24 protein-coding genes and 1 pseudogene are annotated in these 24,231 nt (G+C 65.9%); 16 read left to right on the top strand and 9 right to left on the bottom strand.

Annotated features, from left to right (window positions below):
- Both PNI01S_RS22265 and PNI01S_RS22260 read left to right on the top strand, forming a co-directional pair.
- Positions 1–189 (top strand): annotated as a pseudogene (locus PNI01S_RS22265) (acireductone synthase); the annotation flags it as partial.
- 85 nt (positions 190–274) lie between these two features.
- Positions 275–466: a PLDc N-terminal domain-containing protein gene (locus PNI01S_RS22260; RefSeq protein WP_024765432.1), complete on the top strand. Its 192-nt coding sequence runs from the start codon at positions 275–277 to the stop codon at positions 464–466.
- Between the two features lie 75 nt (positions 467–541).
- Here PNI01S_RS22260 and PNI01S_RS22255 read toward each other — a convergent pair whose 3' ends face one another.
- Positions 542–1,069: a dihydrofolate reductase family protein gene (locus PNI01S_RS22255; RefSeq protein WP_084359166.1), complete on the bottom strand. Its 528-nt coding sequence runs from the start codon at positions 1,067–1,069 to the stop codon at positions 542–544.
- A 67-nt stretch (positions 1,070–1,136) separates the two neighbouring features.
- On the opposite strand from PNI01S_RS22255, the gene PNI01S_RS22250 reads away from it, so the two are divergent.
- Both PNI01S_RS22250 and PNI01S_RS22245 read left to right on the top strand, forming a co-directional pair.
- Positions 1,137–1,715: a TetR/AcrR family transcriptional regulator gene (locus PNI01S_RS22250; RefSeq protein ID WP_084359164.1), complete on the top strand. Its 579-nt coding sequence runs from the start codon at positions 1,137–1,139 to the stop codon at positions 1,713–1,715.
- A 24-nt stretch (positions 1,716–1,739) separates the two neighbouring features.
- A complete protein-coding gene (locus tag PNI01S_RS22245; protein WP_243778185.1) occupies positions 1,740–2,273 on the top strand; it encodes a methylated-DNA--[protein]-cysteine S-methyltransferase in 534 nt (177 codons plus the stop codon).
- Here the strand turns inward: PNI01S_RS22245 and PNI01S_RS22240 are convergent.
- Positions 2,270–2,746 (bottom strand): methylated-DNA--[protein]-cysteine S-methyltransferase, encoded by a 477-nt coding sequence (locus PNI01S_RS22240; RefSeq protein WP_084359160.1) that lies wholly within the window; start codon positions 2,744–2,746, stop codon positions 2,270–2,272. The two genes, PNI01S_RS22245 and PNI01S_RS22240, sit on opposite strands and share 4 nt — an antisense overlap.
- A gap of 2 nt (positions 2,747–2,748) precedes the next feature.
- On the bottom strand, positions 2,749–3,654 hold the full coding sequence (locus PNI01S_RS22235) for a DNA-3-methyladenine glycosylase family protein (protein ID WP_084359158.1): 906 nt from the start codon (positions 3,652–3,654) through the stop codon (positions 2,749–2,751).
- A gap of 180 nt (positions 3,655–3,834) precedes the next feature.
- Here PNI01S_RS22235 and speE point away from each other — a divergent pair, with 180 nt between their 5' ends.
- From speE to PNI01S_RS22220, 3 genes are all read left to right on the top strand, one after another.
- Entirely contained in the window at positions 3,835–4,695 is an 861-nt protein-coding gene (speE, locus tag PNI01S_RS22230; RefSeq protein WP_084359156.1) for a polyamine aminopropyltransferase, read from the top strand.
- 286 nt (positions 4,696–4,981) lie between these two features.
- Positions 4,982–7,060 carry an LTA synthase family protein gene (locus PNI01S_RS22225; RefSeq protein ID WP_084359154.1) on the top strand — a complete coding sequence of 693 codons (2,079 nt, stop codon included), beginning with the start codon at positions 4,982–4,984 and terminating at the stop codon, positions 7,058–7,060.
- Between the two features lie 199 nt (positions 7,061–7,259).
- Positions 7,260–8,045: a sulfite exporter TauE/SafE family protein gene (locus PNI01S_RS22220; protein ID WP_024765440.1), complete on the top strand. Its 786-nt coding sequence runs from the start codon at positions 7,260–7,262 to the stop codon at positions 8,043–8,045.
- A gap of 140 nt (positions 8,046–8,185) precedes the next feature.
- Here the strand turns inward: PNI01S_RS22220 and PNI01S_RS22215 are convergent, their stop codons facing one another.
- Positions 8,186–9,202, bottom strand: coding sequence for an AraC family transcriptional regulator (locus PNI01S_RS22215; RefSeq protein ID WP_037017623.1), 1,017 nt, complete (start codon positions 9,200–9,202; stop codon positions 8,186–8,188).
- A gap of 130 nt (positions 9,203–9,332) precedes the next feature.
- Between PNI01S_RS22215 and PNI01S_RS22210 the strand changes: the two genes are divergently transcribed.
- The 6 genes from PNI01S_RS22210 to PNI01S_RS22185 all read left to right on the top strand — a co-directional run bounded on the left by PNI01S_RS22210 (position 9,333) and on the right by PNI01S_RS22185 (position 14,722).
- Positions 9,333–10,808: a flavin-containing monooxygenase gene (locus PNI01S_RS22210; protein ID WP_084359152.1), complete on the top strand. Its 1,476-nt coding sequence runs from the start codon at positions 9,333–9,335 to the stop codon at positions 10,806–10,808.
- Positions 10,792–11,739, top strand: a complete 948-nt coding sequence (locus tag PNI01S_RS22205) for an alpha/beta hydrolase (protein WP_084359150.1) — start codon at positions 10,792–10,794, stop codon at positions 11,737–11,739. Before PNI01S_RS22210 ends, PNI01S_RS22205 begins: the two co-directional genes overlap by 17 nt.
- Positions 11,736–12,497, top strand: coding sequence for an SDR family oxidoreductase (locus PNI01S_RS22200; protein WP_084359148.1), 762 nt, complete (start codon positions 11,736–11,738; stop codon positions 12,495–12,497). Before PNI01S_RS22205 ends, PNI01S_RS22200 begins: the two co-directional genes overlap by 4 nt.
- Before the next feature lie 33 nt (positions 12,498–12,530).
- On the top strand, positions 12,531–13,214 hold the full coding sequence (locus PNI01S_RS22195) for a VIT1/CCC1 transporter family protein (protein ID WP_084359146.1): 684 nt from the start codon (positions 12,531–12,533) through the stop codon (positions 13,212–13,214).
- Positions 13,215–13,491: 277 nt separating this feature from the next.
- Positions 13,492–13,830 carry a ribonuclease E inhibitor RraB gene (locus PNI01S_RS22190; RefSeq protein WP_024765445.1) on the top strand — a complete coding sequence of 113 codons (339 nt, stop codon included), beginning with the start codon at positions 13,492–13,494 and terminating at the stop codon, positions 13,828–13,830.
- A 187-nt stretch (positions 13,831–14,017) separates the two neighbouring features.
- A complete protein-coding gene (locus PNI01S_RS22185) occupies positions 14,018–14,722 on the top strand; it encodes a type 1 glutamine amidotransferase (RefSeq protein WP_065327620.1) in 705 nt (234 codons plus the stop codon).
- A gap of 160 nt (positions 14,723–14,882) precedes the next feature.
- Here PNI01S_RS22185 and PNI01S_RS22180 read toward each other — a convergent pair whose 3' ends face one another.
- The 5 genes from PNI01S_RS22180 to ydcS all read right to left on the bottom strand — a co-directional run bounded on the left by PNI01S_RS22180 (position 14,883) and on the right by ydcS (position 20,636).
- Positions 14,883–16,307 (bottom strand): gamma-aminobutyraldehyde dehydrogenase, encoded by a 1,425-nt coding sequence (locus tag PNI01S_RS22180; RefSeq protein WP_084359144.1) that lies wholly within the window; start codon positions 16,305–16,307, stop codon positions 14,883–14,885.
- A gap of 151 nt (positions 16,308–16,458) precedes the next feature.
- Positions 16,459–17,280: an ABC transporter permease gene (locus PNI01S_RS22175; protein ID WP_084359142.1), complete on the bottom strand. Its 822-nt coding sequence runs from the start codon at positions 17,278–17,280 to the stop codon at positions 16,459–16,461.
- A complete protein-coding gene (locus PNI01S_RS22170; protein ID WP_084359140.1) occupies positions 17,270–18,172 on the bottom strand; it encodes an ABC transporter permease in 903 nt (300 codons plus the stop codon). Before PNI01S_RS22170 ends, PNI01S_RS22175 begins: the two co-directional genes overlap by 11 nt.
- A complete protein-coding gene (locus tag PNI01S_RS22165) occupies positions 18,169–19,188 on the bottom strand; it encodes an ABC transporter ATP-binding protein (protein WP_024765450.1) in 1,020 nt (339 codons plus the stop codon). Before PNI01S_RS22165 ends, PNI01S_RS22170 begins: the two co-directional genes overlap by 4 nt.
- Before the next feature lie 275 nt (positions 19,189–19,463).
- The gene (ydcS, locus tag PNI01S_RS22160) at positions 19,464–20,636 is read right to left on the bottom strand and encodes a putative ABC transporter substrate-binding protein YdcS (RefSeq protein ID WP_089285848.1); all 1,173 of its coding nucleotides are present in this window, start codon (positions 20,634–20,636) and stop codon (positions 19,464–19,466) included.
- 350 nt (positions 20,637–20,986) lie between these two features.
- Here ydcS and PNI01S_RS22155 point away from each other — a divergent pair, with 350 nt between their 5' ends.
- From PNI01S_RS22155 to PNI01S_RS22145, 3 genes are read left to right on the top strand one after another with little or no spacing between them, the layout of a single operon-like run.
- On the top strand, positions 20,987–22,399 hold the full coding sequence (locus tag PNI01S_RS22155) for a circularly permuted type 2 ATP-grasp protein (RefSeq protein WP_084359138.1): 1,413 nt from the start codon (positions 20,987–20,989) through the stop codon (positions 22,397–22,399).
- A gap of 2 nt (positions 22,400–22,401) precedes the next feature.
- The gene (locus PNI01S_RS22150) at positions 22,402–23,352 is read left to right on the top strand and encodes an alpha-E domain-containing protein (RefSeq protein WP_084359136.1); all 951 of its coding nucleotides are present in this window, start codon (positions 22,402–22,404) and stop codon (positions 23,350–23,352) included.
- Positions 23,349–24,158, top strand: a complete 810-nt coding sequence (locus PNI01S_RS22145) for a transglutaminase family protein (protein WP_037010443.1) — start codon at positions 23,349–23,351, stop codon at positions 24,156–24,158. The genes PNI01S_RS22150 and PNI01S_RS22145 overlap by 4 nt, the downstream gene beginning before the upstream one ends.
- The last annotated feature ends 73 nt before the right edge of the window (positions 24,159–24,231 follow it).

Genomic DNA, 24,231 nt, shown 5'->3' with positions numbered 1-24,231 from the left:
TACCGCCGCATCGCCGCCGCCATCGGTCTGCCGGGCGAAGACATCCTCTTCCTCTCCGACATCGTCCAGGAGCTGGATGCCGCGCAGCAGGCCGGCCTGCAGACCATCGGCCTGGCCCGCGAGGGTGGGGGACTGGAAGGCCACGACACGGTGGCAAGCTTCGCGCTGATCGACCCGGCGCGGGTTTGACCCCTGCCTTGAATGCACGCCCGCGCCGCTGCGGCGCGGGCAGCTATGCTGATCAGGCCGACATTCTCATAGAAGGATCTTCCAAATGGGCTCGACCCTCAGTGGCCTGATCAGCCTGATCATCTTTGCCCTGGATATCTGGGCGATCATCAACGTGGTGAAAAGCAACGCCGAGATGCCGATGAAGATCATCTGGATCCTGGTGATCGTCATCCTGCCGGTTCTCGGCCTGATCATCTGGGCGGTGGCAGGGCCGCGCGGCAACGTGCGGGTCTGAGCGCCATCCCGACTCCCGCAGGAGCGGGCCATGTTCGCGATAGCGCCCATGGAACGCTCCTGCAGGTCGACAGCCTCAGTCGAACCGGTAATGCATCCGCACGCAGCCCGGCTCGATCACCTTGGCCGACAGCAGCGTCGGCGACACCCGCAGCCCGGTGGCGGGGAATAGCGCAAAACCGCCGCCGATGATCTCCGGCATCACATAGATCTCCAGCTCATCCAGTGCCCCGCGCTCCAGGAAGGCCATCTGCAGCTGGCCGCCGCCGAGCATCCATACGTCGCCATCTTCCAATGCGCGCAGTTCCCCGATCAGCGCGTCGACATCGCTGCGGGTTTCCAGCGGGTCCTTCGGGTCGTCGATGGGGCGCGAGGTCACCACCAGCACGCGCTTTGCGCCATAGGGCCAGGGGCCGGGGTCGGCCGCGAGGAAGTCGTAGGTCGCGCGGCCCATGACCACGGTGCGGATGCGCTGGAGGAACAGGGTGTAGTCATGTTCGCCCAACTGCAGCTGGTCATGCCTGAACAGCCAGTCCAGCCCGTGTTCGGGCGTTGCGATGAAGCCGTCGAGGCTGGTGGCGATGTAGCCGAGAATTCTGGCCATGTTGCGTTTCCCTGGATAAGCTTTGTGCCAATATATAAATGAATGTTCATTTATAAAAGAGATTGGCATGGCTCGAACCAAGACAGTAAGCGACGCAGCGATACTCGACGCCGCCATGCAGCTGATGGTGCGCGCAGGACCGGAGGCGGTGACCTTCGCCGCCGTGGGCCGCGAGGTCGGGCTTTGCGCCGCGACACTGGTGCAGCGCTACGCGACCAAGGCGGATTTCCTCCGCGCCGTGTTGCTGCGCGCCTGGGACCAACTGGATGAGCAGACCGCCCGACTCGACGAGAGCACCGAGTTGAGCCCGGAAGGCGCGATTCGGATGCTGGTGGCGATGTTTCCGGTGGGCGAGGGTGAGACCGATTACGCGGAAGGGTTGCTGATCCTGCGCGAGGACATGCGCGATCCAGTGCTTCGTGAACGTGGTGCACGATGGGGCGCGTCGTTGGCCGCGGCATTGGGGCGGCGATTGAGCGATGATCCGCAACGGCAGCCGATTCTCGGCCGGCTGATGGCCAGCCAGTGGCAGGGTGCGCAGCTGTGGTGGGCTTTCGAACGTCGAGGCGATCCGGCGAGTGCCATCGGTGACGAGCTGCGCCGTTGGTGCGATGTCGTGCTGAAGGCGGAGAGGGTTGCGGGATAAGGCGCCGCGATGGAGACTCGTTCGATGCATTACTGCCTGATCGAAACAGACCTCGGCTGGTTCGGGCTCGCCTGGAGCCCGCAGGGAATCACGCGCGCCTATCTGCCGGGGGACTCCGTGCACAGCGTGCGCGAGCGCTTCGACAAGCTCGGCACCGAGACTGCCCAATGGCCTGCATTCATCGATGAAGCGCGCCGGTTGATCCTCGGTTATGCGCAGGGCGAAGCGGTGTCGTTCGAGAGCTTGCCGCTGGACCTGTCCGGCCAGAGCGATTTCCACCGCCGCGTCTACGACGACATTCTCCAGCTGGGCCGTGGGGAGACCACGACCTATGGCGAGATCGCCCGGCGCCTGGGCGATGTCGGCTTGTCCCGCGCGGTGGGGCAGGCGATGGGGTCCAATCCGATCCCGTTGATCATTCCCTGTCACCGCGTGCTTGCCAGCGGCGGCAAGACCGGTGGCTTCTCCGCGCCGGGTGGCAGTACGTCGAAGATGCGCATGCTGGCGCTGGAGGGTTTTCAGGACCCGCAGGCCGCACAGACCTCCTTCGATTTCTAGGCCTTTTCCAGCGCGCCCTCCAGGCGCAGCAACAATTCCTTGCGCGGCAGGCCGCCGGCGTAGCCGGTGAGGCTGCCGTTGCTGCCGATCACCCGGTGGCAGGGAACGATGATGCTGATCGGGTTGGCACCGTTGGCCGCGCCCACCGCGCGGATGGCCTTGGGCCGGCCGATCCGCCGCGCCAGTTCCGCATAGACAGTGGTATAGCCGTAGGGAATCTCCAGCAGCGCCTGCCAGACCTGGCGCTGGAACTCGGTGCCACCGGTGTTCAGCTTCACGTCGAAGCGCTGGCGCTTGCCGGCGAAATATTCGTCCAGCTGACGCGCTACGTCGTCCAGCAGCGGGCTGCCTTCGCGCCAGTCCGGCTGAGGGTAATGGCGCACCTCCAGGTCCATGTAGAGCATGCGCAGGCCGCCTTCGTCGCCGGCCAGCAGCAGGCGGCCGGTGGGGCTGTCGTGGTAACGGTAGTGCATGGTCATCCTCCGGTGCGGCCGACCTGGGAATAGGCGTGCCACAGATAGACGGCGGCATAGGCGCGCCACGGCCGCCAGGCTTCGGCGCGACGTTGCAGCTCGCGGGCGGTGATGCCTTCCGCGCCCCACACCGGCGACTTGAGCAGGCCCAGGTCGGCGGCGGGGAAGGCGTCCGGATCGCCGAAGGCGCGCAGGGCGACGTACTCCGCCGTCCACGGACCAATGCCGGGGAGGGCGCAGAGGCGCTGTACCAGGTCGTCGGCGCCGTCGTTCACGTGCAATTCCAGCGCGCCGCTGGCGCAGGCGGCGGAGAAGCGCTGCAATGTCTCCACGCGCTTGCCGGGCATGCCGATGCCGGCAAGGTCAGCTTCGGCCAGGGCCTCGGGGGTGGGGAACAGCCGCGTTGGCCGGCCTTCACAATCGCCGGGCAACGCTTCGCCCAGGCGCTGCACCAGGCGTCCGACGATGGTGACGGCGGCCTTCACCGTGACCTGCTGGCCGACGATGGCGCGCACGGCCTGCTCGAACGGGTCGAAGGCGGTGGGCAGGCGCAGGCCGGGCGCCTGCAGTAGCAGTGGGGCGAGCAGCGGGTCGGCCTGGAAGTGCTCGGCGATCTGCAGTGGGTCGCTGTCCAGGTCGAACATCTTGCTCACCCGCGCCGCCAGCGGTTGCGCATGCTGCGGCGCCAGGTGAATGTCCAGTTCCAGTTCGGCGCTGTCTTCCAGCGGGCGAACGCTGAACCAGCCGATATCGCCGCCCACGCGCACACTGCGGGCATAGCGGCGCGGCGACAGGCATTCGACGCCGGTCAGGCTGCGCAGGGCGAAATGCTCGTGGAACTGCTGCCAGTCCCAGGGCGCACGGTAGGGCAGGCGAATGAGTTGGGGAGTGGGGGGCGTGTTGGTCATGGGGCGACATTACCCGTTGCCGGCGATGCTGTCCTCCCGCGCCTGACTTTCAAATTCCCCAGGAAGGCTGGCGCCGACGGCAGGGTTCGACCTGTCATCGATGGGCACGTAGAATGCGCGCCTCTTTCGGGGCGGCCCGGCCGTCCCCTCCTATTGTCTTGTCCCGACGGGAGCGCACTCATGCACGATTACCAGGAAACCCTCTACGACGGCTATGGCCAGCGTTTCAGCGTCGACAGGATGCTCCACGAGGTGCGCACCGAGCACCAGCACCTGGTGATCTTCGAGAATGCCCGCATGGGCCGGGTGATGGCGCTGGACGGCGTGATCCAGACCACCGAGGCCGACGAGTTCATCTACCACGAGATGCTCACCCACGTGCCGATCCTCGCCCATGGCAACGCCAGGCGCGTGCTGATCATCGGTGGCGGCGACGGCGGCATGCTGCGCGAGGTGTCCAAGCACGCCAGCGTCGAGCACATCACCATGGTCGAGATCGACGGCACCGTGGTCGACATGTGCAAGGAGTTCCTGCCCAACCATTCCCAGGGCGCCTTCGACGACGCGCGGCTCAACCTGGTGATCGACGACGGCATGCGCTTCGTCGCCACCGCCACGGAGAAGTTCGACGTGATCATCTCCGATTCCACCGACCCCATCGGCCCCGGCGAAGTGCTGTTCTCGGAGAACTTCTACCAGGCCTGCCATCGCTGCCTGAACGACGGCGGCGTGCTGGTGACCCAGAACGGCACACCCTTCATGCAACTGGACAGCGTGCGCAATACCGCCGGCCGCATGAACGGCCTGTTCGCCGACTGGCACTTCTACCAGGCGGCGGTACCGACCTACATCGGCGGTTCGATGACCTTCGCCTGGGGTTCGACCAACCCGGCCCTGCGCCACGTCGACGTGACCACCCTGGCCCAGCGCTTCGCCGCCAGCGGCGTCCAGACCCGCTACTACAACCCGGCTATCCACCAGGGCGCCTTCGCCCTGCCGCAGTACGTGCTGCAGGCCATCGGCAAGCCGGCCAACGACTGATCGTCGTGCAAGCGCGGGGACAAACCCCGCGCCACGACATTTTCTTCACGCGCTCTATGGCACTCTGCCAGCCCTTGGGCGGTCCCACATGCGCCGATTCACCCTTGCATCATCCCGAAACGATTGGCATGCCAGGCTTAATGTCCGCTTAAGCGGCGCACTTTAGAATGCGCCGCCGCTGCTTTTGCGGTGTAATGCCGCAGCCTTTCGCGCTCGCGCGGGCAGCCGCTCTGTCCGGCAATGGCGATGCGCCTTCGACCCCGAACGTTCACAACGGAACCTAGAAATGGGCCAATCAGAAGTCCTGTCCAACCGCCAGACCGGTGCGAGCCTCACGCGGCCCACCCTGTCCGGCCACCTGGCGTTCACCGCGCTCAGCGTCCTAGCGCTGATGGTGATGTTCACCCTGCTGCGTGTTGCGCTGCTCATCTACAACCGCGAGCTGATCGGCAGCACCCCGGCGTCGACCTTCGTCGAGGCCTTCATCACCGGCATGCGCTTCGACATCCGCGCGGTGGTCTACATCGTCGCCCCGCTGGTGTTCGCCATCGCCAGTGTGCGCGCCATGGGCTGGCGCTGGCTGTGGAAGACCTGGCTGACCATCGCCGCGAGCATCACGCTGTTCCTCGGCGTGCTGGAAATGGATTTCTACCGCGAGTTCCACCAGCGCCTGAACAGCCTGGTGTTCCAGTACATGTCCGAAGACCCGAAGACGGTCATGAGCATGATCTGGTACGGCTACCCGGTGGTCCGCTACCTGCTGGCCTGGGCCTTCGCCACCTGGATTCTGTACCTGCTGTTCCGCGGCATCGACCGTGCGACCCGTCCGCAGGCTTCCGGCCCATCTGCCGCTGCCTGGTATATCCGCGTGGCCGTGCTGCTGATCGTGATCGTGCTCTGCGTGCTGGCCGCTCGCGGTACTCTGCGCCAGGGCCCGCCGCTGCGCTGGGGCGACGCCTTCACCACCGACTCGATGTTCGCCAACCAGTTGGGCCTGAACGGTACCCTGAGTCTGATCAAGGCCGCCGAGAGCCGCTTCCTGTCCGAAGACCGTGACAATATCTGGAAAGCCACCCTGCCGGTGGACCAGGCGCGCGACGTGGTGCGCCAGATGCTGGTGATGCCGGACGACAAGCTGGTCGACGCCGATGACGCCGCCGTGCGCCGTGACTACACCCCGCCGGCCGATGGCACACTGCCGATCAAGAACGTCGTGGTGATCCTCATGGAAAGCTTCGCCGGCCACTACGTCGGTGCGCTGGGCGGCAAGGGCAACATCACGCCGTACTTCGACAAGCTGAGCAAGGAAGGGCTGCTGTTCACCCAGTACTTCTCCAATGGCACCCACACCCACCAGGGTATGTTCGCCACCATGGCGTGCTTCCCCAACCTGCCGGGCTTCGAGTACCTGATGCAGACGCCCGAGGGCGGCCACAAGTTCTCCGGCCTGCCTCAGCTGCTGTCGGCGCGCAAGTTCGAGGACGTCTACGTCTACAACGGCGACTTCGCCTGGGACAACCAGTCCGGCTTCTTCGCCAACCAGGGCATGACCTCGTTCATCGGTCGTAACGACTTCGTCAACCCCGTGTTCTCCGACCCGACCTGGGGCGTGTCCGACCAGGACATGTTCGCTCGCGGCAACGAGGAACTGGACAAGCTCGAAGCCACCGGCAAGCCGTTCTATGCCCTGCTGCAGACCCTGTCCAACCACGTGCCTTATGCACTGCCCAAGGACCTGCCGGTGGAGCGCGTGACCGGTAACGGCAGCCTCGACGAGCACCTGACCGCCATGCGTTATTCCGACTGGGCGCTGGGGCAGTTCTTCGAGAAGGCGAAGAAATCGCCCTACTACAAGGACACCCTGTTCGTGGTCGTCGGCGACCATGGTTTCGGCAGCCCCGAGCAGCTGACCGAGATGGACCTGTTCCGCTTCAACGTGCCGCTGCTGCTGGTTGCTCCGGGCATCCAGGAGAAGTTCGGCGCTACCCGCGACACGGTTGGCACCCAGATCGATATCGTGCCGACCATCATGGGCCGCCTGGGCGGCGAAGTGCGCCACCAGTGCTGGGGCCGCGACCTGCTGAACCTGCCGGCCGGCGACAAGGGCATCGGCGTCATCAAGCCGTCGGGCAGCGAACAGGTGGTCGCCGTGATTTCCGGCAACCGCATCCTGATCCGTCCGAAGGAAGGCGACATCCGCGTGTATGACTACAAGCTGGGCAGCGACTTTGGCGTGAAGCGCGTGGATGGCGCGACCGACCAGGAGAGCCTGCGGGTACGACTGGAGTCCTTCATCCAGACTGCGACCAAGAGCCTGCTGGACAACACCGCTGGCGTGGTGGACGGCAAGCCCGACGCGAAGTGATGAGGTAGTTCAGTGAAAAGGGGCCTTCGGGCCCTTTTTTCATGGGCAAGGGTTTTGCCTTTTATTGGAGCGAGGGTGCCATGCGGTAACACGAGGAAGTTATAAAGTAAGACCACATCGGTCTAAAGGATTATAAGAAAAGTCAGTATCCTCCCGGCCACACCACGAGGTGATCAGTTTCGCCAGTCAGGACGCGTAGATGGATTTCGGCAATATCGGGTTTGTAGTCGCGGGTCTTGTCGTAGGCTTTATCGTTGGGATGACCGGTGTCGGTGGCGGTTCGCTGATGACGCCCATCCTGCTCTGGTTCGGTATCAACCCTGCCGCCGCGGTAGGCACCGACCTGCTCTATGCCGCTATCACCAAGTCCGGCGGCGTCCTGGTTCACCGCAAGAACGACAACATCGACTGGCGCATCACCGGCTGGCTGGCCCTGGGCAGCGTCCCGGCTGCCGCGTTGACGTTGCTGTTCCTGCACAGCCTGCATACCGACACCGCGGCCATGAACGCGGTGATCAAGAACGCCCTGGGCGTCGTGCTGCTGCTCACTGCGCTGGCCGTGCTGTTCAAGAAGCAGGTGCTGGCCTTCGCCCAGCGTCACGCCGGGGACAGCTTCCACTTCAGCGGCCCCCGGCTGAATACCCTGACCGTGATCACCGGCGCCATCCTCGGCGGCATGGTCGCGCTGACGTCCATCGGCGCCGGCGCCCTGGGTACGGTGGCGCTGTTCATCCTCTATCCCTTCCTCGCCACCCGCCGTCTGGTGGGCACCGAGATCGCCCACGCTGTGCCCCTGACCCTGGTCGCCGGCCTCGGCCATGCCAGCATGGGCAACATGGACTGGGGCCTGCTGGGCTACCTGCTGATCGGCTCGCTGCCGGGCATCTACTTCGGCAGCCACCTGGCCGGGCGTATTCCGGACGGCGTGCTGCGCCCGTGCCTGGCGATCATGCTGGCAATGATCGGCTACAAGCTGGTCTTCTAAAAAACCGTCTACGATCTGCTGCGCGTCGGCCGTAGGGCGTTGGAAAGCGCCCTCAGATGCTCATTTACAGAACGTAAACTCCGCTCTTCGGGCGTTCTCCGCCTACCACGGCTCTGCTCGCAAGATCGTCAGCAGATTTTCTAACGGCGGCGGAAACGCCCCGGCGTCACGCCTTTCCAGCGACGGAAGGCGTGGATGAAGTTCGACACCTCGCCGTAGCCGAGTCGCTCGGCGATTTCCTCCAGACGAATTGCCCCCGTGGCCAGCAATTCCTCGGCCAGCGCCTGGCGCACCTCGTCGAGCAGCGCGCGATAGCTGCTGCCTTCGCCTTCCAGCCGGCGCCGCAACGTGCGCGAGGTCATGTGCAACTCATCCGCCAGTTGCTCCATGTCCGGCAGCCGCCCCGGCGTGCCCAGCAGGCGGTCGCGGATCTGCCCGGAAAGCCCGGTGCGTACCTGGCGCCGGGCGAGCAGGGCGCGGCATTGCTCCTCGCAGCGCCGCGCCACTTCCGGATTGGCGCCCGGCAGCGGCATTTCGAGAATGTGGCTGTCGAAGACGATGCGGTTTTCCGTCTGGCCGAACAGCGGTTTCACCCCCAGTTCATCGATATAGGGCTGCAGGTCGGCTGGCGCCTCGCGGCGGAAAAGCGCCTGGCGAATCGGCGGCGGCTGGTTGGTGAGGTCGCGCTGGATGCGCAGCACACCGCCGCCGTCGCGGTCGATGAGGAAGTCGCGCAGGTCTTCCGGCACGGACGTGTCGTCCAGCACCAGGTGCGCTTCGCCGTCGTGTTCCTCCAGGGTCATGCGGTGGAAGGCATAGGTCAGGTCGAGGTAGCGCAGGCCCAGGTGCGCGGCACTGAGGAAGGTCGAGCTGCTGAGCATCGCGAAGCCCCAGATGCCGTAGGCGTTGAGGTGGTAGCGCAGGCCGGCCTTGAGCCCGATGCCGGGGCGCTGGCCGATGTGCCGGTTGATGTTGCGCAGCAACTCCAGTTCCTGGGTGGCCTCCACCTCGGCGCCGGGATCGGCGAGCACGCCGATGTCCAGTCCGGTGCGGCCCAGGCACTGTTCCAGGGTCATGCCATGGTCGAGGCCGAACTGGGTCATGAGCTGCACGCTGATGGCACTGCGCCGGGGGGAGCAGGCTGGGGTAGCAGGCATCGAAACCTCGGGAGTCAGGGTGACCGAAAGTCACAATTTTCTGTCCGACTATGCCATAACCCGTGGCGGGAAGTCGCACTAGGATGTTGTCATCCGCCGCTGCGCGGACATCAGAACCGGGAGCACAACAATGACAACATCATCCCGTCGATCGGCCGCCCCGCGCGTGCTGATCATCGGTGCCGGCTTCGCCGGCCTGGGGTTGGCGATCCGCCTGCAAAAGGCCGGGATCGACGACTTCCTGATCCTCGAAAAGGCCGCCGACGTCGGCGGCTGCTGGCGCGAGAACGTCTATCCGGGCGCTGCCTGCGACGTGCCTTCGCACCTGTATTCCTTCTCCTTCGAACCCAAGGCCGACTGGTCGCGCAAGTTCGCGCCCCAGGCGGAAATCCTCGACTACGCGCGGCACTGCGCCGATAAATACCGCCTGCGCGAACGCATCCGCTTCAACTGCGAGGTACGCGAGGCAAACTTCGATGAAGCCGCCGGTGAGTGGCGCGTAACCTGCGCAGATGGCGAAGAGCTGCGCGCGCAATCGCTGGTCTGCGCCCTGGGCCAACTGAGCCGCCCGTTGATCCCGAAGCTGCCGGGGATCGAGCGCTTCCAGGGCAAGGCCTTCCATTCCGCGCAGTGGGACCATGGCACGCCATTGGACGGCAAACGCGTGGCCGTGGTCGGGACCGGCGCCAGCGCCATCCAGTTCGTCCCGCAGATCGCGCCGAAAGTCGCCGAGTTGCTGCTGTTCCAGCGCAGCGCCGCCTACGTGATTCCCAAGCCGGATCGCCCCTACGCCGGCTGGGAGCGCCGCATCAAGTCGCGCCTGCCCTGGCTGCAGCGTCTGGATCGTGGGCTGAAGTACGTGCAGCACGAGGCGCGGGCGCTGGCCTTCACGGTTTTCCCGCCGATGATGAAATTCATGCGGATCAGCTTTCACCTGCACATGCGCAAGAGCATCGCCGACCCTCAGCTGCGCGCGCGGCTGCAGCCGGATTACCCCATGGGCTGCAAGCGCATCCTGATCAGCAACGACTACTACCCGGCGCTGGCGCGCAGCAACGTGAAGCTGGTCGATACCGGCATCCGTGAGGTTACTGAAGACGCCATCGTCACTCGCGACGGCCAGCGTCATCCGGTGGATACGATCATCTACGGCACCGGCTTTGCCGCCACCGAGTTCCTCGCGCCGATGCGCATCACCGGCCTCGCCGGGCGCGAGCTGAACCAGGCCTGGAGCGACGGCGCCGAGGCGTACAAGGGCATTAGCGTCAGCGGCTTCCCCAACTTCTTCATCCTCTACGGACCGAACACCAACCTGGGGCACAACTCCATCATCTACATGCTGGAGAGCCAGTTTCCCTACGTACTCGGCTGCCTGCAGCGCATCCAGCGCGAGGGCCTGAAGTACCTAGACCTCAAACCGCAGGTACAGCAGGGCTTCAATCGCCAGTTGCAGCACGACCTGCAGCACACCATCTGGGAGCGCGGTTGCAGCAGCTGGTACAAGACCGAAAGCGGCCGCAACACCGTCAACTGGCCGGGCTTCACCTTCCGTTACCGCCAACAGACCCGCCAGCCGGAGTTCGCCGACTATGACTGCATCCGTTGAGCCCGTGGTACCGCTGTCGACCCGCCAGAAACTCCTGACCGCCACCCTGCGTGGCACGCTCAACCTGCTGTTCCGCGGGTTGATGGGCCCGCAGTTGCCGGTGAAAGCTCAACGTGCATTGCTGCGCGGGCTGACGGCCGCAACCCTGACGCCTCGCGGCGTGCATCGTCAGCAGACGACGCTGGGCGGTGTCCCGGCCGAGGTCTGGCGTCCCGATGGGGGCGGCGAGGGCAGGGTGATCCTCTACCTGCATGGCGGTGCCTATCTGGTTGGCTCGCCGGCGACCCACCGGGCGATCACCGCCAACCTGGCGCGGCGCTGCCAGGCCGAGGTGTGGGTGATCGATTACCGCCTGGCGCCGGAGCACCGTTTCCCGGCCCAGCGCGAGGACGCGGTGGCGGCCTACCGCGCCTTGCTGGACAAAGGCATCCCGGCATCCGCCATCGCCGTCGCCGGGGATTCCGCGGGGGGCCACCTGACCCTGCAACTGGCGCTGGAGGCGAAGAAGCAGGGGCTGCCGGTGCCGGGCGCGCTGGTGACCTTCTCGCCGGTGACCGATCTCTCCGCCGAGCATCTGCACGCGCCAACGGCCGGCGATCCGCTGATCACCCGCGCCTGGATGGACAGCGCCATGGAGATGTTCTGCCCGCCGGGCATGCCGCGCGCGGACGCACAACTGTCGCCGCTGCATGCTGATCTCACCGGCTTGCCGCCGTTGCTGATCCAGGTCGGCGAGGATGAAGTGCTGCGCAACGACAGCCTGCGCTTCGCCGACGCGGCGCGGCGGCATGGCGTGAGCGTCAGCCTGCAACGTTTCCCCGGCTGCTGGCATGTGTTCCAGGCTCACGCCGGCCTGCTGGACGTGGCCGACCGGGCGCTGCAGGACGTTGCCAACTATCTCGCCGGCCATCTGCAGGGAGCACGCCGATGAATTCCATCCTGATCAGCGGTGCCGCCTCCGGCATCGGCGCCGCTACCGCGAAGCTCTTCCACCGCAATGGCTGGCGCGTCGGTCTGATCGACCTCAATCCCGAGCCGCTGGAGAACCTCGCCGCCGAACTGGATGGCGCCTGGCAAAGGGCGCTGGACGTTACCGATGCCGAGGCCGTAACGGCGGCGGTGAACGCGTTCGCCGAAGCCAACGGCGGCCACCTGCGCCTGCTGTTCAACTGCGCGGGCATCCTGCGCTTCGGGCGTTTCGAGGACATCAGCCTCGCCGAGCACAACCGCATCATCGCCATCAATGTGCAGGGCGTACTCAACTGTTGCTATGCCGCGCTGCCGTACCTCAAGCGCACGCCGGGTGCACAGGTGCTGAACATGGGCTCGGCTTCTGGGCTGTATGGCGTGCCGCAGATGGCCAGTTATTCGGCCTCGAAGTTTGCCATCCGTGGGCTGACCGAGGCGCTGGAGCTGGAGTGGCGCGAGCTCGGCATCCGCGTCGCCGACCTGATGCCGCCGTTCGTGCGCACGCCGATGGTCGCCAGCCAGACCTTCGAGCCCCCGGTATTGCGCCGCCTGGGCGTCACCCTGGTCGCCGAAGACATCGCTCGGGCCGCCTGGCGCCAGGCCCGGAGTGGCGGCGTGCACCGACCCATCGGCGCGATGTTCCGCGCCATGTACTGGTCCGGTCAGCTGTCGCCCCCGGCGATCAACCGCTGGGTGATGGCCTGGCTCAGCCGTGCCTGAGTAGACTGCAGGGGCGGCGAAGGAGGCCGTCCCATGCAGCGAATCCCCGAACCCCAGCCCTCTGTCTGGCAGCGAGTGCTGCAGGACATCACCACACCGTTCGACCGGATCAGCGAGATGACCTACGGGGTGATCATGACCCTGACCATCATCTCGGTGATTTCTGCTGCCAGTGGCGGTGCGAGCCGACAGGACCTGGTCGTCGCCGCATTGGGCTGCAACATCGCCTGGGGCGTGGTGGATGCCCTGATGCTGCTGGTGCGCCTGCGGGTGGAGCGGGTGCACCAGCACGGGCGGCTGCGCGCTTTGCGGGGTGTTTCGAGCGACACCGACTTTCGTGAAGGGCTCGACGAGTTCCTGCCGCCCAGGCTGGTGGCAGTGCTCCACCCGGATGAGCTCTGGAACCTGCGCCAGCGGCTGATGGCCTCGGAACTGGGGACCGGTCAGCCGCGCGGTGGCGGTGCCGCTGTCTGGCTGGCGGCGTTGCTGATCGTGCTGCTGGTGAGCGGCATCACCCTGCCGCTGATCCTGCCGTTGTGGCTGGTGCCGGACGAACTGATGGCACTGCGCATCGCCCAGGGCATCGGCGTGGTCATGCTGTTTGGCCTGGGCTGGCTGCTCAGCCGCTGGTCCGGTGACTCCCCCTGGCCGGGTGCGCTGGGCTTCACGGCCCTTGGCGTTGCCATGACGGGCCTGTGCATCGCGCTGGGCGGCTAGTGCCGCGGGATTGCGCCATCCGCCGCCTGTCGCCGCCGAGCGGAGCAAAGCGTCAAAGTAGCGGCAGGTCGGGCGCCGAGACGCTACGCTGAGAAATGTGGCCGGTATATTTCCGTTGCGCCGCTCGGCGCGTTCGGCGGAGTTGGCCACCATTTCGGGGGACGTTGCGGCATTTGACGTTTCCTGGCGGCACACTGAAGTGCCCGGAACGCGACCGCCAAGGCCGCGTTCGTTGGCGGGGAATACACTCTGAACGTCTCGACAGGAGGTGCGTACCATGGAAAAGCCCCTCTCGGAGGATATCAGCGTCAACGTGTTGCGCCGGATGAAGGAAGGTGGCTTCGATTTCGCACGCATTCATCCCATCGACTTTTTCGCCATCTTTTCCGATGAACAGAACGCCCGCAAAGCTGCCCGGCAGTTTCGCGGCGAATCGCTGAGAACCCAGGTCGAGGCCCGCGATGACGGCGGCTGGAGCCTGCAGATCAGCAAGGTGATGTTCGCCACCCACGCCGCCATCGGTGATTTCGAACACGATCTTGAGGAGGTCGTGGTGCCACTGGGCGGTATTCTCGATGGATGGGGCGTGACCCAGGAGGTCACTTCCCTGCGCTAGCAGCACGTCGTTGAGCCGCCTTTCATGGCGGCCGATCTTCTACCCGCGAAACCAGACAGCGCGCCGTCGCCAGCAGTGACGGCGCGCTTCTTCACGTCGGCAAAGGCGGCGATGCAAGAAGGACCTTGCGGACACGCCCGGTTCCCCCGGCGCCACCGATGCGGCAGACTGCCGCGCGGAGGTGACCATGACCGATATCCTGATCCTGACCCACGTCGATTTCTGCCCGCCCGGCCATCTGGGCGTGGTGCTCGACCGTCTGCAATTGCCGTTCGACGTCCGCCGTGCCGACCTGGGCGAGTTGCAAGGCTACGACCTGGAACGGCCCAGGGCCGTCGCCATCATGGGCGGGCCGATGAGCGTGAACGACGACCTGCCATGGCTGCGCGACGAGATCGCAGCAATCCGCCGCTTCATCGAGCGCGACGTACCGATGATCGGCCACTGCCTGGGCGGCCAGTTGCTGGCCAAGGCGCTGGGCGCGGACATCCGTCGCCTGCCGTACACCGAACTGGGCTGGCAGCCGATGCGCCGCCAGGAAGGCCAGAGCCCGTGGCTGGCGCACCTGCCCGACGAATTCCCGATCTACCAGTGGCACGGCGATACCTTCGACATCCCCGAAGGCGCCACGCGCCTGCTGTCCAGCCCCTGGTGCGAGAACCAGGGCTTCAGCTATGGCGATCGCATCCTCGGCCTGCAGGGCCACCCGGAAATGACCGAGGAACTGGTGAGCGATTGGGTCAACGGTTTCCCGGAATACCTCGATCCCAGTCAGCCGAGCCAGGAAAGCGCAGCAGTCATGCTCGACGGTCTGCCGCAGCGAGTGGCGGCGATGAACCAGGTGGCGGAAGGGTTCTATCGTCATTGGTTGAAGCTGGCCGGGTTGATCTGATCCGGCGATCTTGGTGCGGCGGTGGGACATCGCGGACAGAGTCCGCTCCCACGCAGGAGCTGGCTTTTCGTAGGAGCGAGCTTGCTCGCGAACAACCCCCGCTGCGGGGCTGGGGTTCGCGAGCAAGCTCGCTCCTACAGTGTCTGCATGTGTGTGCGACTCAATGCTTGAACATGATGTGCCGCGCCACGGTGTAGTCCTCCAGGCCGTACATCGACAAATCCTTGCCATAGCCGGACTGCTTGAAGCCGCCGTGGGGCATTTCGCTGCACAGCATGAAATGCGTGTTCACCCAGGTGCAGCCGTACTGCAGGCGCGCCGCGACTCGTGAGGCGCGTCCGACATCCTTGGTCCACACCGACGAGGCGAGGCCGTAGTCGGAGTCGTTGGCCCAGCGCACGGCCTCGTCCGCATCGCTGAACGGCGTCACCGACACCACCGGGCCGAACACCTCGCGGCGGACGATCTCGTCGTCCTGCTGGGCGTTGGCTACCACCGTGGGTTCGTAGAAGAACCCCTTGCCGCTGACCATCTTGCCGCCGGTGGCGATCTGGATGTGCGGGCTGGCCTTGGCCCGCTCGACGAAGCCGGAGACGCGGTCGCGTTGCGCCGCAGTGATCAGCGGGCCGAGTTCGGTGTTCGGGTCGTTCTGCAGGCCGGTCTTCAGGCTCGATACTGCGCTGGCCAGATCGGCGACGAAGTTGTCGTAGACCTTCTTGCCGGCGTAGATGCGGCAGGCGGCGGTGCAGTCCTGGCCGGCGTTGTAGAAACCGAAGGTGCGAATACCGGCGATCACGTCCTGCAGGTCGGCATCGTCGAAGACGATCACCGGGGCCTTGCCACCCAGTTCCATGTGCAGGCGTTTCACGCTGTCGGCGGCGCTCTTGATGATGGCCTTGCCGGTGCCCACCGAGCCGGTCAGCGAGACCATGCGTACCAGGTCGTGGCTGACCAGCGGCGCGCCCACGCTCGGGCCACGGCCGAAGACCAGGTTGACCACGCCGGCGGGGAACAGCTCGGCGATGAATTCGGCCACGCGCAGGGCGGTCAGCGGCGTTTGTTCCGACGGCTTGAGCACCACGCAATTGCCGGCCGCCAGCGCCGGGCCGAGCTTCCACGCGGCCATCATCAGCGGGTAGTTCCACGGCGCGATGGAGGCGACCACGCCTACCGGGTCACGGCGGATCATCGAGGTGAAGCCCGGCAGGTACTCGCCGGCGGCGGAACCGGGCAGCACGCGGCAGGCGCCAGCGAAGAAGCGGAACACATCGGCGATGGCCGGGATCTCGTCGTTGAGCGCAGCGGCGTAGGGCTTGCCGCAGTTGTCCGATTCCAGCCTGGCCAGTTCCTCGGCGTGTTCCTCGATGCGGTCGGCCAGGCGCAGCAGGAGCATGGCGCGATCCTTCGGCGCGGTCTGAGACCAGCCGTCGAAGGCCGCGTCGGCGGCGCGCACGGCGGCGTCGACCTGGGCTTCGCTGGCCTCGGCGATCTGGCCGATCATCTCGCCGGTGGAGGGGTTGAGGACGTCCAGCTTCGGGCCTTCGCCGGCAACGAACTGGCCGTTGATCAGGAGTTTGGTTTGCATGGGGCTCCTCCTTCAATGGGTTTCCCCTCACCCCAGCCCTCTCCCGGAGGGAGAGGGGGCTGTCCTCTGCACAGTGGTATCCCGCTGCACGGATGCTCCCTCTCCCTTCAGGGAGAGGGCTGGGGAGAGGGCGCTTCGCAAAACGCCAGAGTCATTTCCCGCTCCCTGCCACATCGCTGGTCCCGCGTGTCAGGTAGTACGCGCCGAGTATCGGCAGCATGGTGGCGAGCATCACCAGCATGGCCACCACGTTGGTGATCGGCACGTCGCGCGGGCGGGTCAGCTGGTTGAGCAGCCACAGCGGCAGGGTGCGTTCATGGCCGGCGGTGAAGGTGGTGACGATGATCTCGTCGAACGACAGCGCGAAGGCCAGCATGCCGCCGGCCAGCAGCGCCGTGGCGATGTTCGGCAGGATGATGTAGCGGAAGGTCTGCCAGCCGTCGGCGCCCAGGTCCATGCTCGCTTCGATCAGGCTGAAGGAGGTACGGCGGAAGCGGGCGATCACGTTGTTGTAGACGATCACCACACAGAAGGTGGCGTGGCCGATGACGATGGTCAGGAAGCCCGGCTCGATCCCCAGCGTCTTGAAGGCCGAGAGCAGGGCGATACCGGTGATGATGCCGGGCAGGGCGATGGGCAGGATCAGCATCAGCGAGATGCTCTCCTTGCCGAAGAAGTCGCGGCGGTAGAGAGCGCCGGCTGCCAGCGTGCCGAGGATCATGGCAATCAGCGTGGCGACGCAGGCGATCTTCACCGACAGCCAGATGGCGTCGAGTACGTCCCCGCGCTGAAACGCGATGCTGAACCATTTCAGGGTGAAGCCCTGCAGCGGGAAGCTGTAGGCCGACTCCTCGGTGTTGAAGGCGTAGAGCAGGATCACCAGGATCGGGAAGTGCAGGAACACTAGCCCGCCCCAGGCCGCCAGGCGCAGGAACCAGGAGGGGCGGTCGGTGGAATGTGCATCAGAGCGCATCGAAGGCCCCCAGCCGCTTGGCGATGGAGAGATACACGGCGATCAGCACGATGGGCACCAGGGTGAAGGCTGCCGCCAGCGGCATGTTGCCCACTGCGCCCTGCTGCACGTAGACCATGGTGCCGATGAACAGCCCGCTGGGGCCCACCAGTTGCGGGATGATGAAGTCGCCCAGGGTCAGGCTGAAGGTGAAGATCGAGCCGGCCACCACGCCGGGGAAGGCCAGCGGCAGGATGACCTGGAAGAAGGTCTGCCGCGGGTGCGCGCCGAGGTCGGCCGAGGCTTGCAGCAGCGTGGGCGGCAGACGCTCCAGGGCGGCCTGGATCGGCAGGATCATGAACGGCAGCCAGATGTAGGTGAACACCCAGAAGCGCCCGATGTGTGACGTGGACAGGGTGTTGCCGCCCACGCCGGGCACTTCCAGCAGCAGGTTGAGCAGGCCAAGCAGGTGCAGGTGCTCGATCACCCAGTAGAGGATGCCGCCCTTGGCCAGGATCACCGTCCAGGCGTAGGCCTTGACGATGTAGCTGGCCCACATCGGCAGCATCACGGCGATGTAGAAGAAGGCTTTTTCCTTCGGCCCGGCATAGCGCGCCATGTAGTAGGCGATGGGGAAGGCGAGGATGGCGCTGGCGATGGACACGGCGATGGCCATGCCCAGCGTGCGCAGGACGATGTCGTAGTTGGCCGGGTTGAACAGTGCCTGGTAGTTGGCCAACGTCAGGTCCGGCGTCACCGCCATGGTGAAGTCGTCGAAGGTGTAGAAGCTCTGCCACAGCAGGGCGAACAGCGAGCCGATGTAGATCACGCCGAACCACAGCAGCGGCGGGATCAGCAGCATCAGCAGGTAGAGTGTGCTGCGCCGGTAGAGGAAGGTGGAGATCGCCCTCATGACGGCGGTTCTTCCAGCAGCGGCACCAGCGCGCTACGCGCCCAGGAGGCGGTCACTGCGTCGCCGGGTTTCGGGCGCTGTTCCTCGCGCTCGCCGTTGGGCAGCGCGGCGACCAGGCGCACACCGTTCTCCAGTTCGATCTCGTAGCGGCTGCTGGCGCCCATGTACTGCACGTCGAACAAGGTGCCACTGACCTCCAGTTCGCCCTCACCGGCGCGGCCGAAGCGCACGTGTTCCGGGCGCAACGAATGTGGGCGGGACTCGCCGAGCAGGCGTTGGGCGAGATCGCCGCGCAGCACGTTGGCAGTACCGACGAACTCGGCGACGAAGCGCGTGGCAGGGCGACGGTAGAGGTTGCCCGGAGTATCGACCTGTTCGATGCGGCCCTTGTTGAACACGGCCACTCGGTCGGACATGGACAGCGCTTCGCTCTGGTCGTGGGTGACGAAAATGAAGGTGATGCCCAGCTGGCGTTGCAGTTTCTTCAACTCCACCTGCATCTGCTCGCGCAGCTTCAGGTCCAGTGCGCCGAGGGGTTCGTCCAGCAGCAGCACACGCGGGCGATTCACCAGGGCGCGGGCGAGCGCCACGCGCTGGCGCTGGCCGCCGGACAACTGCGCCGGCTTGCGCTTGCCGTATCCGGCGAGGGCGACCATCCCCAGGGCTTCCTCGGCGCGGTGGTAGCGTTCGGCCTTGGCCACGCCTTTCACCTTCAGGCCGTAGGCGACGTTGTCCAGCACGTTCATGTGTGGGAACAGCGCGTAGTCCTGGAACACCGTGTTGACGTCGCGCTCGTAGGGCGGCAGGCCCGCGGCTTCGTTGCCGTGGATGCGGATGGACCCGGAGGTGGGTTGCTCGAAGCCGGCGATCAGCCGCAGGCAGGTGGTCTTGCCGGAGCCGGACGGGCCGAGCATGGAGAAGAACTCGCCGTCGCGGATCTCGATGGACACGCGGTCGACGGCGCGCACCTCGCCATAGTGGCGGCTCACGTCGGTGAACTGGACGGCTGTGGTCATGCTGCGGGCTACCTGCGTGGCGGGGGCTGCATCAGAAAAGGTAGCGCATGGGGGCGGGGGTGCTTGCCGACTTGTGGGTGAGGTGGGGCATTTGTAGCGGCGACTGTTTTCTGGAGAGGTTTGTGCCAACGCATCCCCTCACCCCCAGCCCTCTCCCTCAGGGAGAGGGAGCCGTCCGTGCCGGCTGATGGCAAGGTTTCATCCTGCACCGAACGGTTCCCTCTCCCGCTTGCGGGAGAGGGTTAGGGTGAGGGGCTTTTGATCCGGCAGGGGGATCACCTCCCACCCATGATCGCAATGTAGTCCTGCGTCCAGCGGCTGTACGGCACGCACTGCCCCTGGGCGCACTTGGCCTGCGGGGTCTTCCAGAAGGCGATGCGGTCGAACTGGTCGTAGCCATTGCTCGCGCAACCCTGGGCGCCGAGCAATTGGCTGCCGGTGCAGCCGGCGGGGGCGGCGGGCACCGAGCCGAACCAGGCGGCGACATCACCCTGAACCTTGGGTTCCAGCGACCAGTTCAACCACTTGTAGGCGCACACCGGGTGCTTGGCGTCCACGTGCATCATGGTGGTGTCGGCCCAGCCGGTGACGCCCTCGGTGGGGATGGTCGAGGAGATCGGCTGCTTCTCGCCCTGCAGCGCGTTCACCTGGTAGGGCCAGGAACCGGAAGCGGCCACGCCTTCGTTCTTGAAGTCGCTCATCTGCACCGTCGCATCGTGCCAGTAGCGATGGATCAGCTTCTGCTGTTCGCGCAGCAGCTTGAGGGCGGCGGCGTACTGTTCCTCGTTGAGTTCGTACGGGTCCTGGATGCCCAGCGCGGGCTGGGTGGTCTTCAGGTAGAGCGCCGCATCGGCGATGTAGATCGGGCCGTCATAGGCCTGCACGCGGCCCTTGTTGCTCTTGCCGTCGGGCAGCTTCTGCTCGCTGAACACCACGCTCCAGCTGTCGGGCGCCTTGGGGAAGACCTTGGTGTTGTACATCAGCACGTTCGGCCCCCATTGGTAGGGCGTGCCGTAGTGCTGGCCATCCACCGTGTGCCAGGGCGCGTCCTGCAGGCGCTTGTCGACGTTCTTCCAGTTGGGCACCAGGGCGATGTTGATCGGCTGCACGCGCTTGCCGTAGACCAGCCGCAGCGAGGCATCGCCGGACGCGGTGACGAGGTCGTAGCCACCCTTGGCCATCAGGCTGACCATTTCGTCGGAAGTGGCGGCGGTCTTCACGTTGACCTTGCAGCCGCTGTCCTTCTCGAACTGGCTGACCCAGTCGTAGTTCTTGTCGCTCTCGCCGCGCTCGATGTAGCCGGGCCAGGCAATGATATCCAGCGCCCCTTCGGGGTTGCCGAGCTGCTTGAGTGCTTCTGCCGCCTGCAGCGAGGCGCTGGAGAGCAGGCTGACGCCGGCGAAGGCCAGTGCCGCGGCTTTCACTAAGGACAATTGCACGGATGACATGGACGGACTCCTGTTGTTCTTCGTGTGGGAGCCACTGCGGAACCAGCGCGCAGAAAAATGGCACCTCCGTTGACCGCTGCATGTCCATAGCGAATGGGCACGCTCTTGCAGCGTAGTTCCGGCCCCGGAGGCTGACAAGAAAGCCTCCGGCACCCCGCAAAGGCCCGCCGCATGGCGCTTGCGGCCCCAAACGGGGCGGGCCGGGGTGGCTGGCCGGGAAAAGTGCACCAAGCGGGTGCGTGGCCTCCGGGCAGCCTTTGCAAGTCATTGAACCAACAGGAAATCGACCTCTGGCACGGGCCTTGCGATGGCCTTCGCAGCCGAGGACGAGCGGCAACAAGGAGTAGAAGATGGCTCGGGTGTTCTATGACGAAATGCATGACGCCGCTGGCGCCTGCCGACCGCACTACACGGAGTTCGCCCGCTGGCTGGCGGACATGCCCGGCGAGCATCTGCAACAGCGCCGTCGCGAGGCCGACCTGCTGTTCTATCGCGCCGGGATCACCTTCACCCTCTATGGCGACGACCAGGGCACCGAATGCCTGATCCCCTTCGACACCATCCCGCGGAGCATTCCCGCCAGCGAATGGAAGATCATCGAGGCTGGCTGCATCCAGCGGGTACAGGCGCTCAACCTGTTCCTTGCCGACCTCTACCACGACCAGCGCATCCTCAAGGAAGGCCTGATCCCGCCCGAGCAGGTGCTGGCCAACGACCAGTACCAACTGGCGATGCAGGGCCTGGACGTGCCCGGCAATGTTTACGCGCACATCGCCGGCATCGATCTGGTGCGCGACGGCAACGGCGCCTACTACGTGCTCGAGGACAACCTGCGCACCCCCAGCGGCGTCTCCTACATGCTGGAGAACCGCAAGATGATGATGCGGCTGTTCCCCGAGCTGTTCTCCGCCCAGCGCATCGCCCCCATCGACCACTACCCGAACCTGCTGCTGGATACCCTGCGCAACTCCAGCCCGCTGGATAACCCCAGCGTGGTGGTGCTGACGCCGGGGCGTTTCAACAGCGCCTACTTCGAGCACGCCTTCCTTGCCCGCGAGATGGGCGTGGAACTGGTGGAAGGCGCCGACCTGTTCGTCCGTGACGAGCGCGTCTACATGCGCACCACCGCCGGCCCGCAGCAGGTGGACGTGATCTACCGGCGCATCGACGACGATTTCCTCGACCCGCTGGCCTTCAACCCCGACTCCATGCTCGGCGTGCCCGGCCTGCTGGCCGCCTACCGTGCCGGCAACGTGGTGCTGGCCAACGCCATCGGTACCGGCGTGGCGGACGACAAGTCGGTCTACCCCTACGTGCCGGAAATGATCCGCTTCTACCTCGACCAGGAGCCGATCCTGCACAACGTGCCGACCTGGCAATGCCGCCGCCCGCAGGACCTGTCCCACGTACTGGCGCACCTCCCCGAACTGGTGGTGAAGGAAGCCCAGGGCTCCGGCGGCTACGGCATGCTGGTCGGCCCGGCGGCTACCACGGCGGAAATCGAAGCCTTCCGCGCGCGGCTGATGGCGCGGCCGGAGGCCTACATCGCGCAGCCGACGCTGAGCCTGTCGACCTGCCCGACCTTCGTCGAGAACGGCATCGCCCCGCGGCACATCGACCTGCGGCCCTTCGTGCTGTCCGCGCCGGACAACGTGCGCCTGGTGCCGGGCGGGCTGACCCGCGTGGCGCTGCGCGAAGGCTCGCTGGTAGTGAATTCGTCACAGGGTGGCGGCACCAAGGACACCTGGGTGGTGGAGGACTGATCATGCTGAGCCGTACCGCTTCTGATCTCTACTGGATGTCGCGTTACCTGGAGCGCGCCGAAAACCTCGCGCGCATGCTCGACGTGTCCTACTCGCTGTCGCTGATGCCCCAGGACGGCCGCGGCGATGGCCTGGAAGAGCTGGCCATGCCGCTGCTGATCACCGGCAACCTCGACGCTTATCTCGCCCGCCACGGCGAGCTCCACGCCGAGCGCCTGCTGAACTTCTTCGCCCTGGATGCCCAGAACCCCACCAGCATCTATTCCTGCTTCGGCGCCGCCCGCGCCGGGGCGCATGCGGTGCGCGGGCGCATCACCACCGACATGTGGGAAAACATCAACGCCACCTGGCTGGAGATGCGTGATATCGCCCACCAGGGCCTGCTGCGCTACGGCATCAGCCACTTCTGCGAATGGGTGAAGGACCGCTCGCACCTGTTCCGCGGCGCCACCTTCGGCACCAGCATGCGCAACGACGCCTTCCACTTCATCCGCCTGGGCACCTACATCGAGCGCGCCGACAACACCTTGCGACTGCTCGATGCGCGGCATCAGGTGCTGGGCAAACACAGCGCCGGCCCGGCGGAAGGTTCCGCCCGTGGTTACTACCAGTGGACGGCATTGCTGCGCGCGCTCTCGGCCTTCGAGGGTTACACCGAGCTTTATCGCGATGCGCTGAACGCACGGAACATCGCCGAACTCCTGCTGCTGCGCGAGGACGTCCCGCGTTCGCTGCTGGCCTGCGCCGAGGAACTGCGCCAGATCCTCGCCAGCCTGCCGGGCGCCAACGGTCGGCCGGCCCAGCGCATGGCCGCCGAACTGGAGGCACGGGTGCGCTACACCGGCATCGACGAGGTGCTCGGCGCCGGCCTGCACACCTGGATCACCGACCACATCGGGCTGGTTCGCCAGCTCGCCAACGCCATTCACAGCTCGTACCTGGAGGCCGCATGAAACTCTCCATCCGCCACGACACCACCTACCGCTACGAAGACCAGGTGCGCGCGAGCATCCAGTACCTGCGCCTGACCCCGCAGGAAAGCGAGCGCCAGCACGTCCTGGACTGGCAACTGCACCTGCCGCGCCCGGCGCACCCGCAGCGCGATGCCTACGGCAACATCCTCCATGTGCTGACCCTCGACGAGCCCCACGAGGCCATTGCCATAGCCGCTCACGGCAACGTTGAAATCGACGTGGAGAACGAGCGCGAGCACGATCACCTGTCGCCGCTGCCGTTCCTGCGTGGCACGCGCCTGACCCAGGCCGACGGCGCGCTGCAGGAGTTCGCCCGTGCCCAGTGTGCCGAGCGGCGCGACCGCAAGGCGATGATCCGCCTGATGCAGGCGCTGAACGAGCGCATCGCCTACGTGCCCGGTTCGACCCAGGTGGACAGCACCGCCGCCGAAGCCTTTGCGGCCGGGCAAGGGGTCTGCCAGGACCATGCCCACGCCTTTCTCGCCTGCCTGCGCTATCTGAGCGTGCCGGCGCGCTACGTTTCCGGCTACCTCTACACCGACAGCGAAGAGCACCTCGCCAGCCATGCCTGGGCGGAGGCCTGGCTGGACGACGCCTGGTACAGCTTCGACGTGACCAACGTGCTGGACCGTCCTGAACGCCACCTGAAACTGGCGGTGGGCCTGGACTACCTCGACGCTTGCCCGGTGCGCGGCATGCGTCGGGGTGGCGGCGGCGAGCAGATGCACGCCCGCGTCACCGTGGCGCCTGGGCATCTCCAGCAGGCCCAGCAGATGCAGCAATGAGCGGGCGTGGCGAAAGACCGGGCACCGGCTTAAGATCGGTGCCAGCTTTCCCGTTCCCTGAACCTGCCATGAG

Source organism: Pseudomonas nitroreducens NBRC 12694, from assembly GCF_002091755.1.
Lineage (GTDB): Bacteria > Pseudomonadota > Gammaproteobacteria > Pseudomonadales > Pseudomonadaceae > Pseudomonas > Pseudomonas nitroreducens.
The sequence above is the reverse complement of the archived record's forward strand: the minus strand, read 5'-3'. Positions and strand labels throughout refer to the sequence as shown.

Bases quoted from the DNA above. Each gene is read 5' to 3' on its own strand.
- PNI01S_RS22260 (WP_024765432.1), top strand. From the start codon at position 275: ATGGGCTCGACCCTCAGTGGCCTGATCAGCCTGATCATCTTTGCCCTG.
- PNI01S_RS22255 (WP_084359166.1), bottom strand. From the start codon at position 1,069: ATGGCCAGAATTCTCGGCTACATCGCCACCAGCCTCGACGGCTTCATC.
- PNI01S_RS22250 (WP_084359164.1), top strand. From the start codon at position 1,137: ATGGCTCGAACCAAGACAGTAAGCGACGCAGCGATACTCGACGCCGCC.
- PNI01S_RS22245 (WP_243778185.1), top strand. From the start codon at position 1,740: ATGCATTACTGCCTGATCGAAACAGACCTCGGCTGGTTCGGGCTCGCC.
- PNI01S_RS22240 (WP_084359160.1), bottom strand. From the start codon at position 2,746: ATGCACTACCGTTACCACGACAGCCCCACCGGCCGCCTGCTGCTGGCC.
- PNI01S_RS22235 (WP_084359158.1), bottom strand. From the start codon at position 3,654: ATGACCAACACGCCCCCCACTCCCCAACTCATTCGCCTGCCCTACCGT.
- speE (WP_084359156.1), top strand. From the start codon at position 3,835: ATGCACGATTACCAGGAAACCCTCTACGACGGCTATGGCCAGCGTTTC.
- PNI01S_RS22225 (WP_084359154.1), top strand. From the start codon at position 4,982: ATGGGCCAATCAGAAGTCCTGTCCAACCGCCAGACCGGTGCGAGCCTC.
- PNI01S_RS22220 (WP_024765440.1), top strand. From the start codon at position 7,260: ATGGATTTCGGCAATATCGGGTTTGTAGTCGCGGGTCTTGTCGTAGGC.
- PNI01S_RS22215 (WP_037017623.1), bottom strand. From the start codon at position 9,202: ATGCCTGCTACCCCAGCCTGCTCCCCCCGGCGCAGTGCCATCAGCGTG.
- PNI01S_RS22210 (WP_084359152.1), top strand. From the start codon at position 9,333: ATGACAACATCATCCCGTCGATCGGCCGCCCCGCGCGTGCTGATCATC.
- PNI01S_RS22205 (WP_084359150.1), top strand. From the start codon at position 10,792: ATGACTGCATCCGTTGAGCCCGTGGTACCGCTGTCGACCCGCCAGAAA.
- PNI01S_RS22200 (WP_084359148.1), top strand. From the start codon at position 11,736: ATGAATTCCATCCTGATCAGCGGTGCCGCCTCCGGCATCGGCGCCGCT.
- PNI01S_RS22195 (WP_084359146.1), top strand. From the start codon at position 12,531: ATGCAGCGAATCCCCGAACCCCAGCCCTCTGTCTGGCAGCGAGTGCTG.
- PNI01S_RS22190 (WP_024765445.1), top strand. From the start codon at position 13,492: ATGGAAAAGCCCCTCTCGGAGGATATCAGCGTCAACGTGTTGCGCCGG.
- PNI01S_RS22185 (WP_065327620.1), top strand. From the start codon at position 14,018: ATGACCGATATCCTGATCCTGACCCACGTCGATTTCTGCCCGCCCGGC.
- PNI01S_RS22180 (WP_084359144.1), bottom strand. From the start codon at position 16,307: ATGCAAACCAAACTCCTGATCAACGGCCAGTTCGTTGCCGGCGAAGGC.
- PNI01S_RS22175 (WP_084359142.1), bottom strand. From the start codon at position 17,280: ATGCGCTCTGATGCACATTCCACCGACCGCCCCTCCTGGTTCCTGCGC.
- PNI01S_RS22170 (WP_084359140.1), bottom strand. From the start codon at position 18,172: ATGAGGGCGATCTCCACCTTCCTCTACCGGCGCAGCACACTCTACCTG.
- PNI01S_RS22165 (WP_024765450.1), bottom strand. From the start codon at position 19,188: ATGACCACAGCCGTCCAGTTCACCGACGTGAGCCGCCACTATGGCGAG.
- ydcS (WP_089285848.1), bottom strand. From the start codon at position 20,636: ATGTCATCCGTGCAATTGTCCTTAGTGAAAGCCGCGGCACTGGCCTTC.
- PNI01S_RS22155 (WP_084359138.1), top strand. From the start codon at position 20,987: ATGGCTCGGGTGTTCTATGACGAAATGCATGACGCCGCTGGCGCCTGC.
- PNI01S_RS22150 (WP_084359136.1), top strand. From the start codon at position 22,402: ATGCTGAGCCGTACCGCTTCTGATCTCTACTGGATGTCGCGTTACCTG.
- PNI01S_RS22145 (WP_037010443.1), top strand. From the start codon at position 23,349: ATGAAACTCTCCATCCGCCACGACACCACCTACCGCTACGAAGACCAG.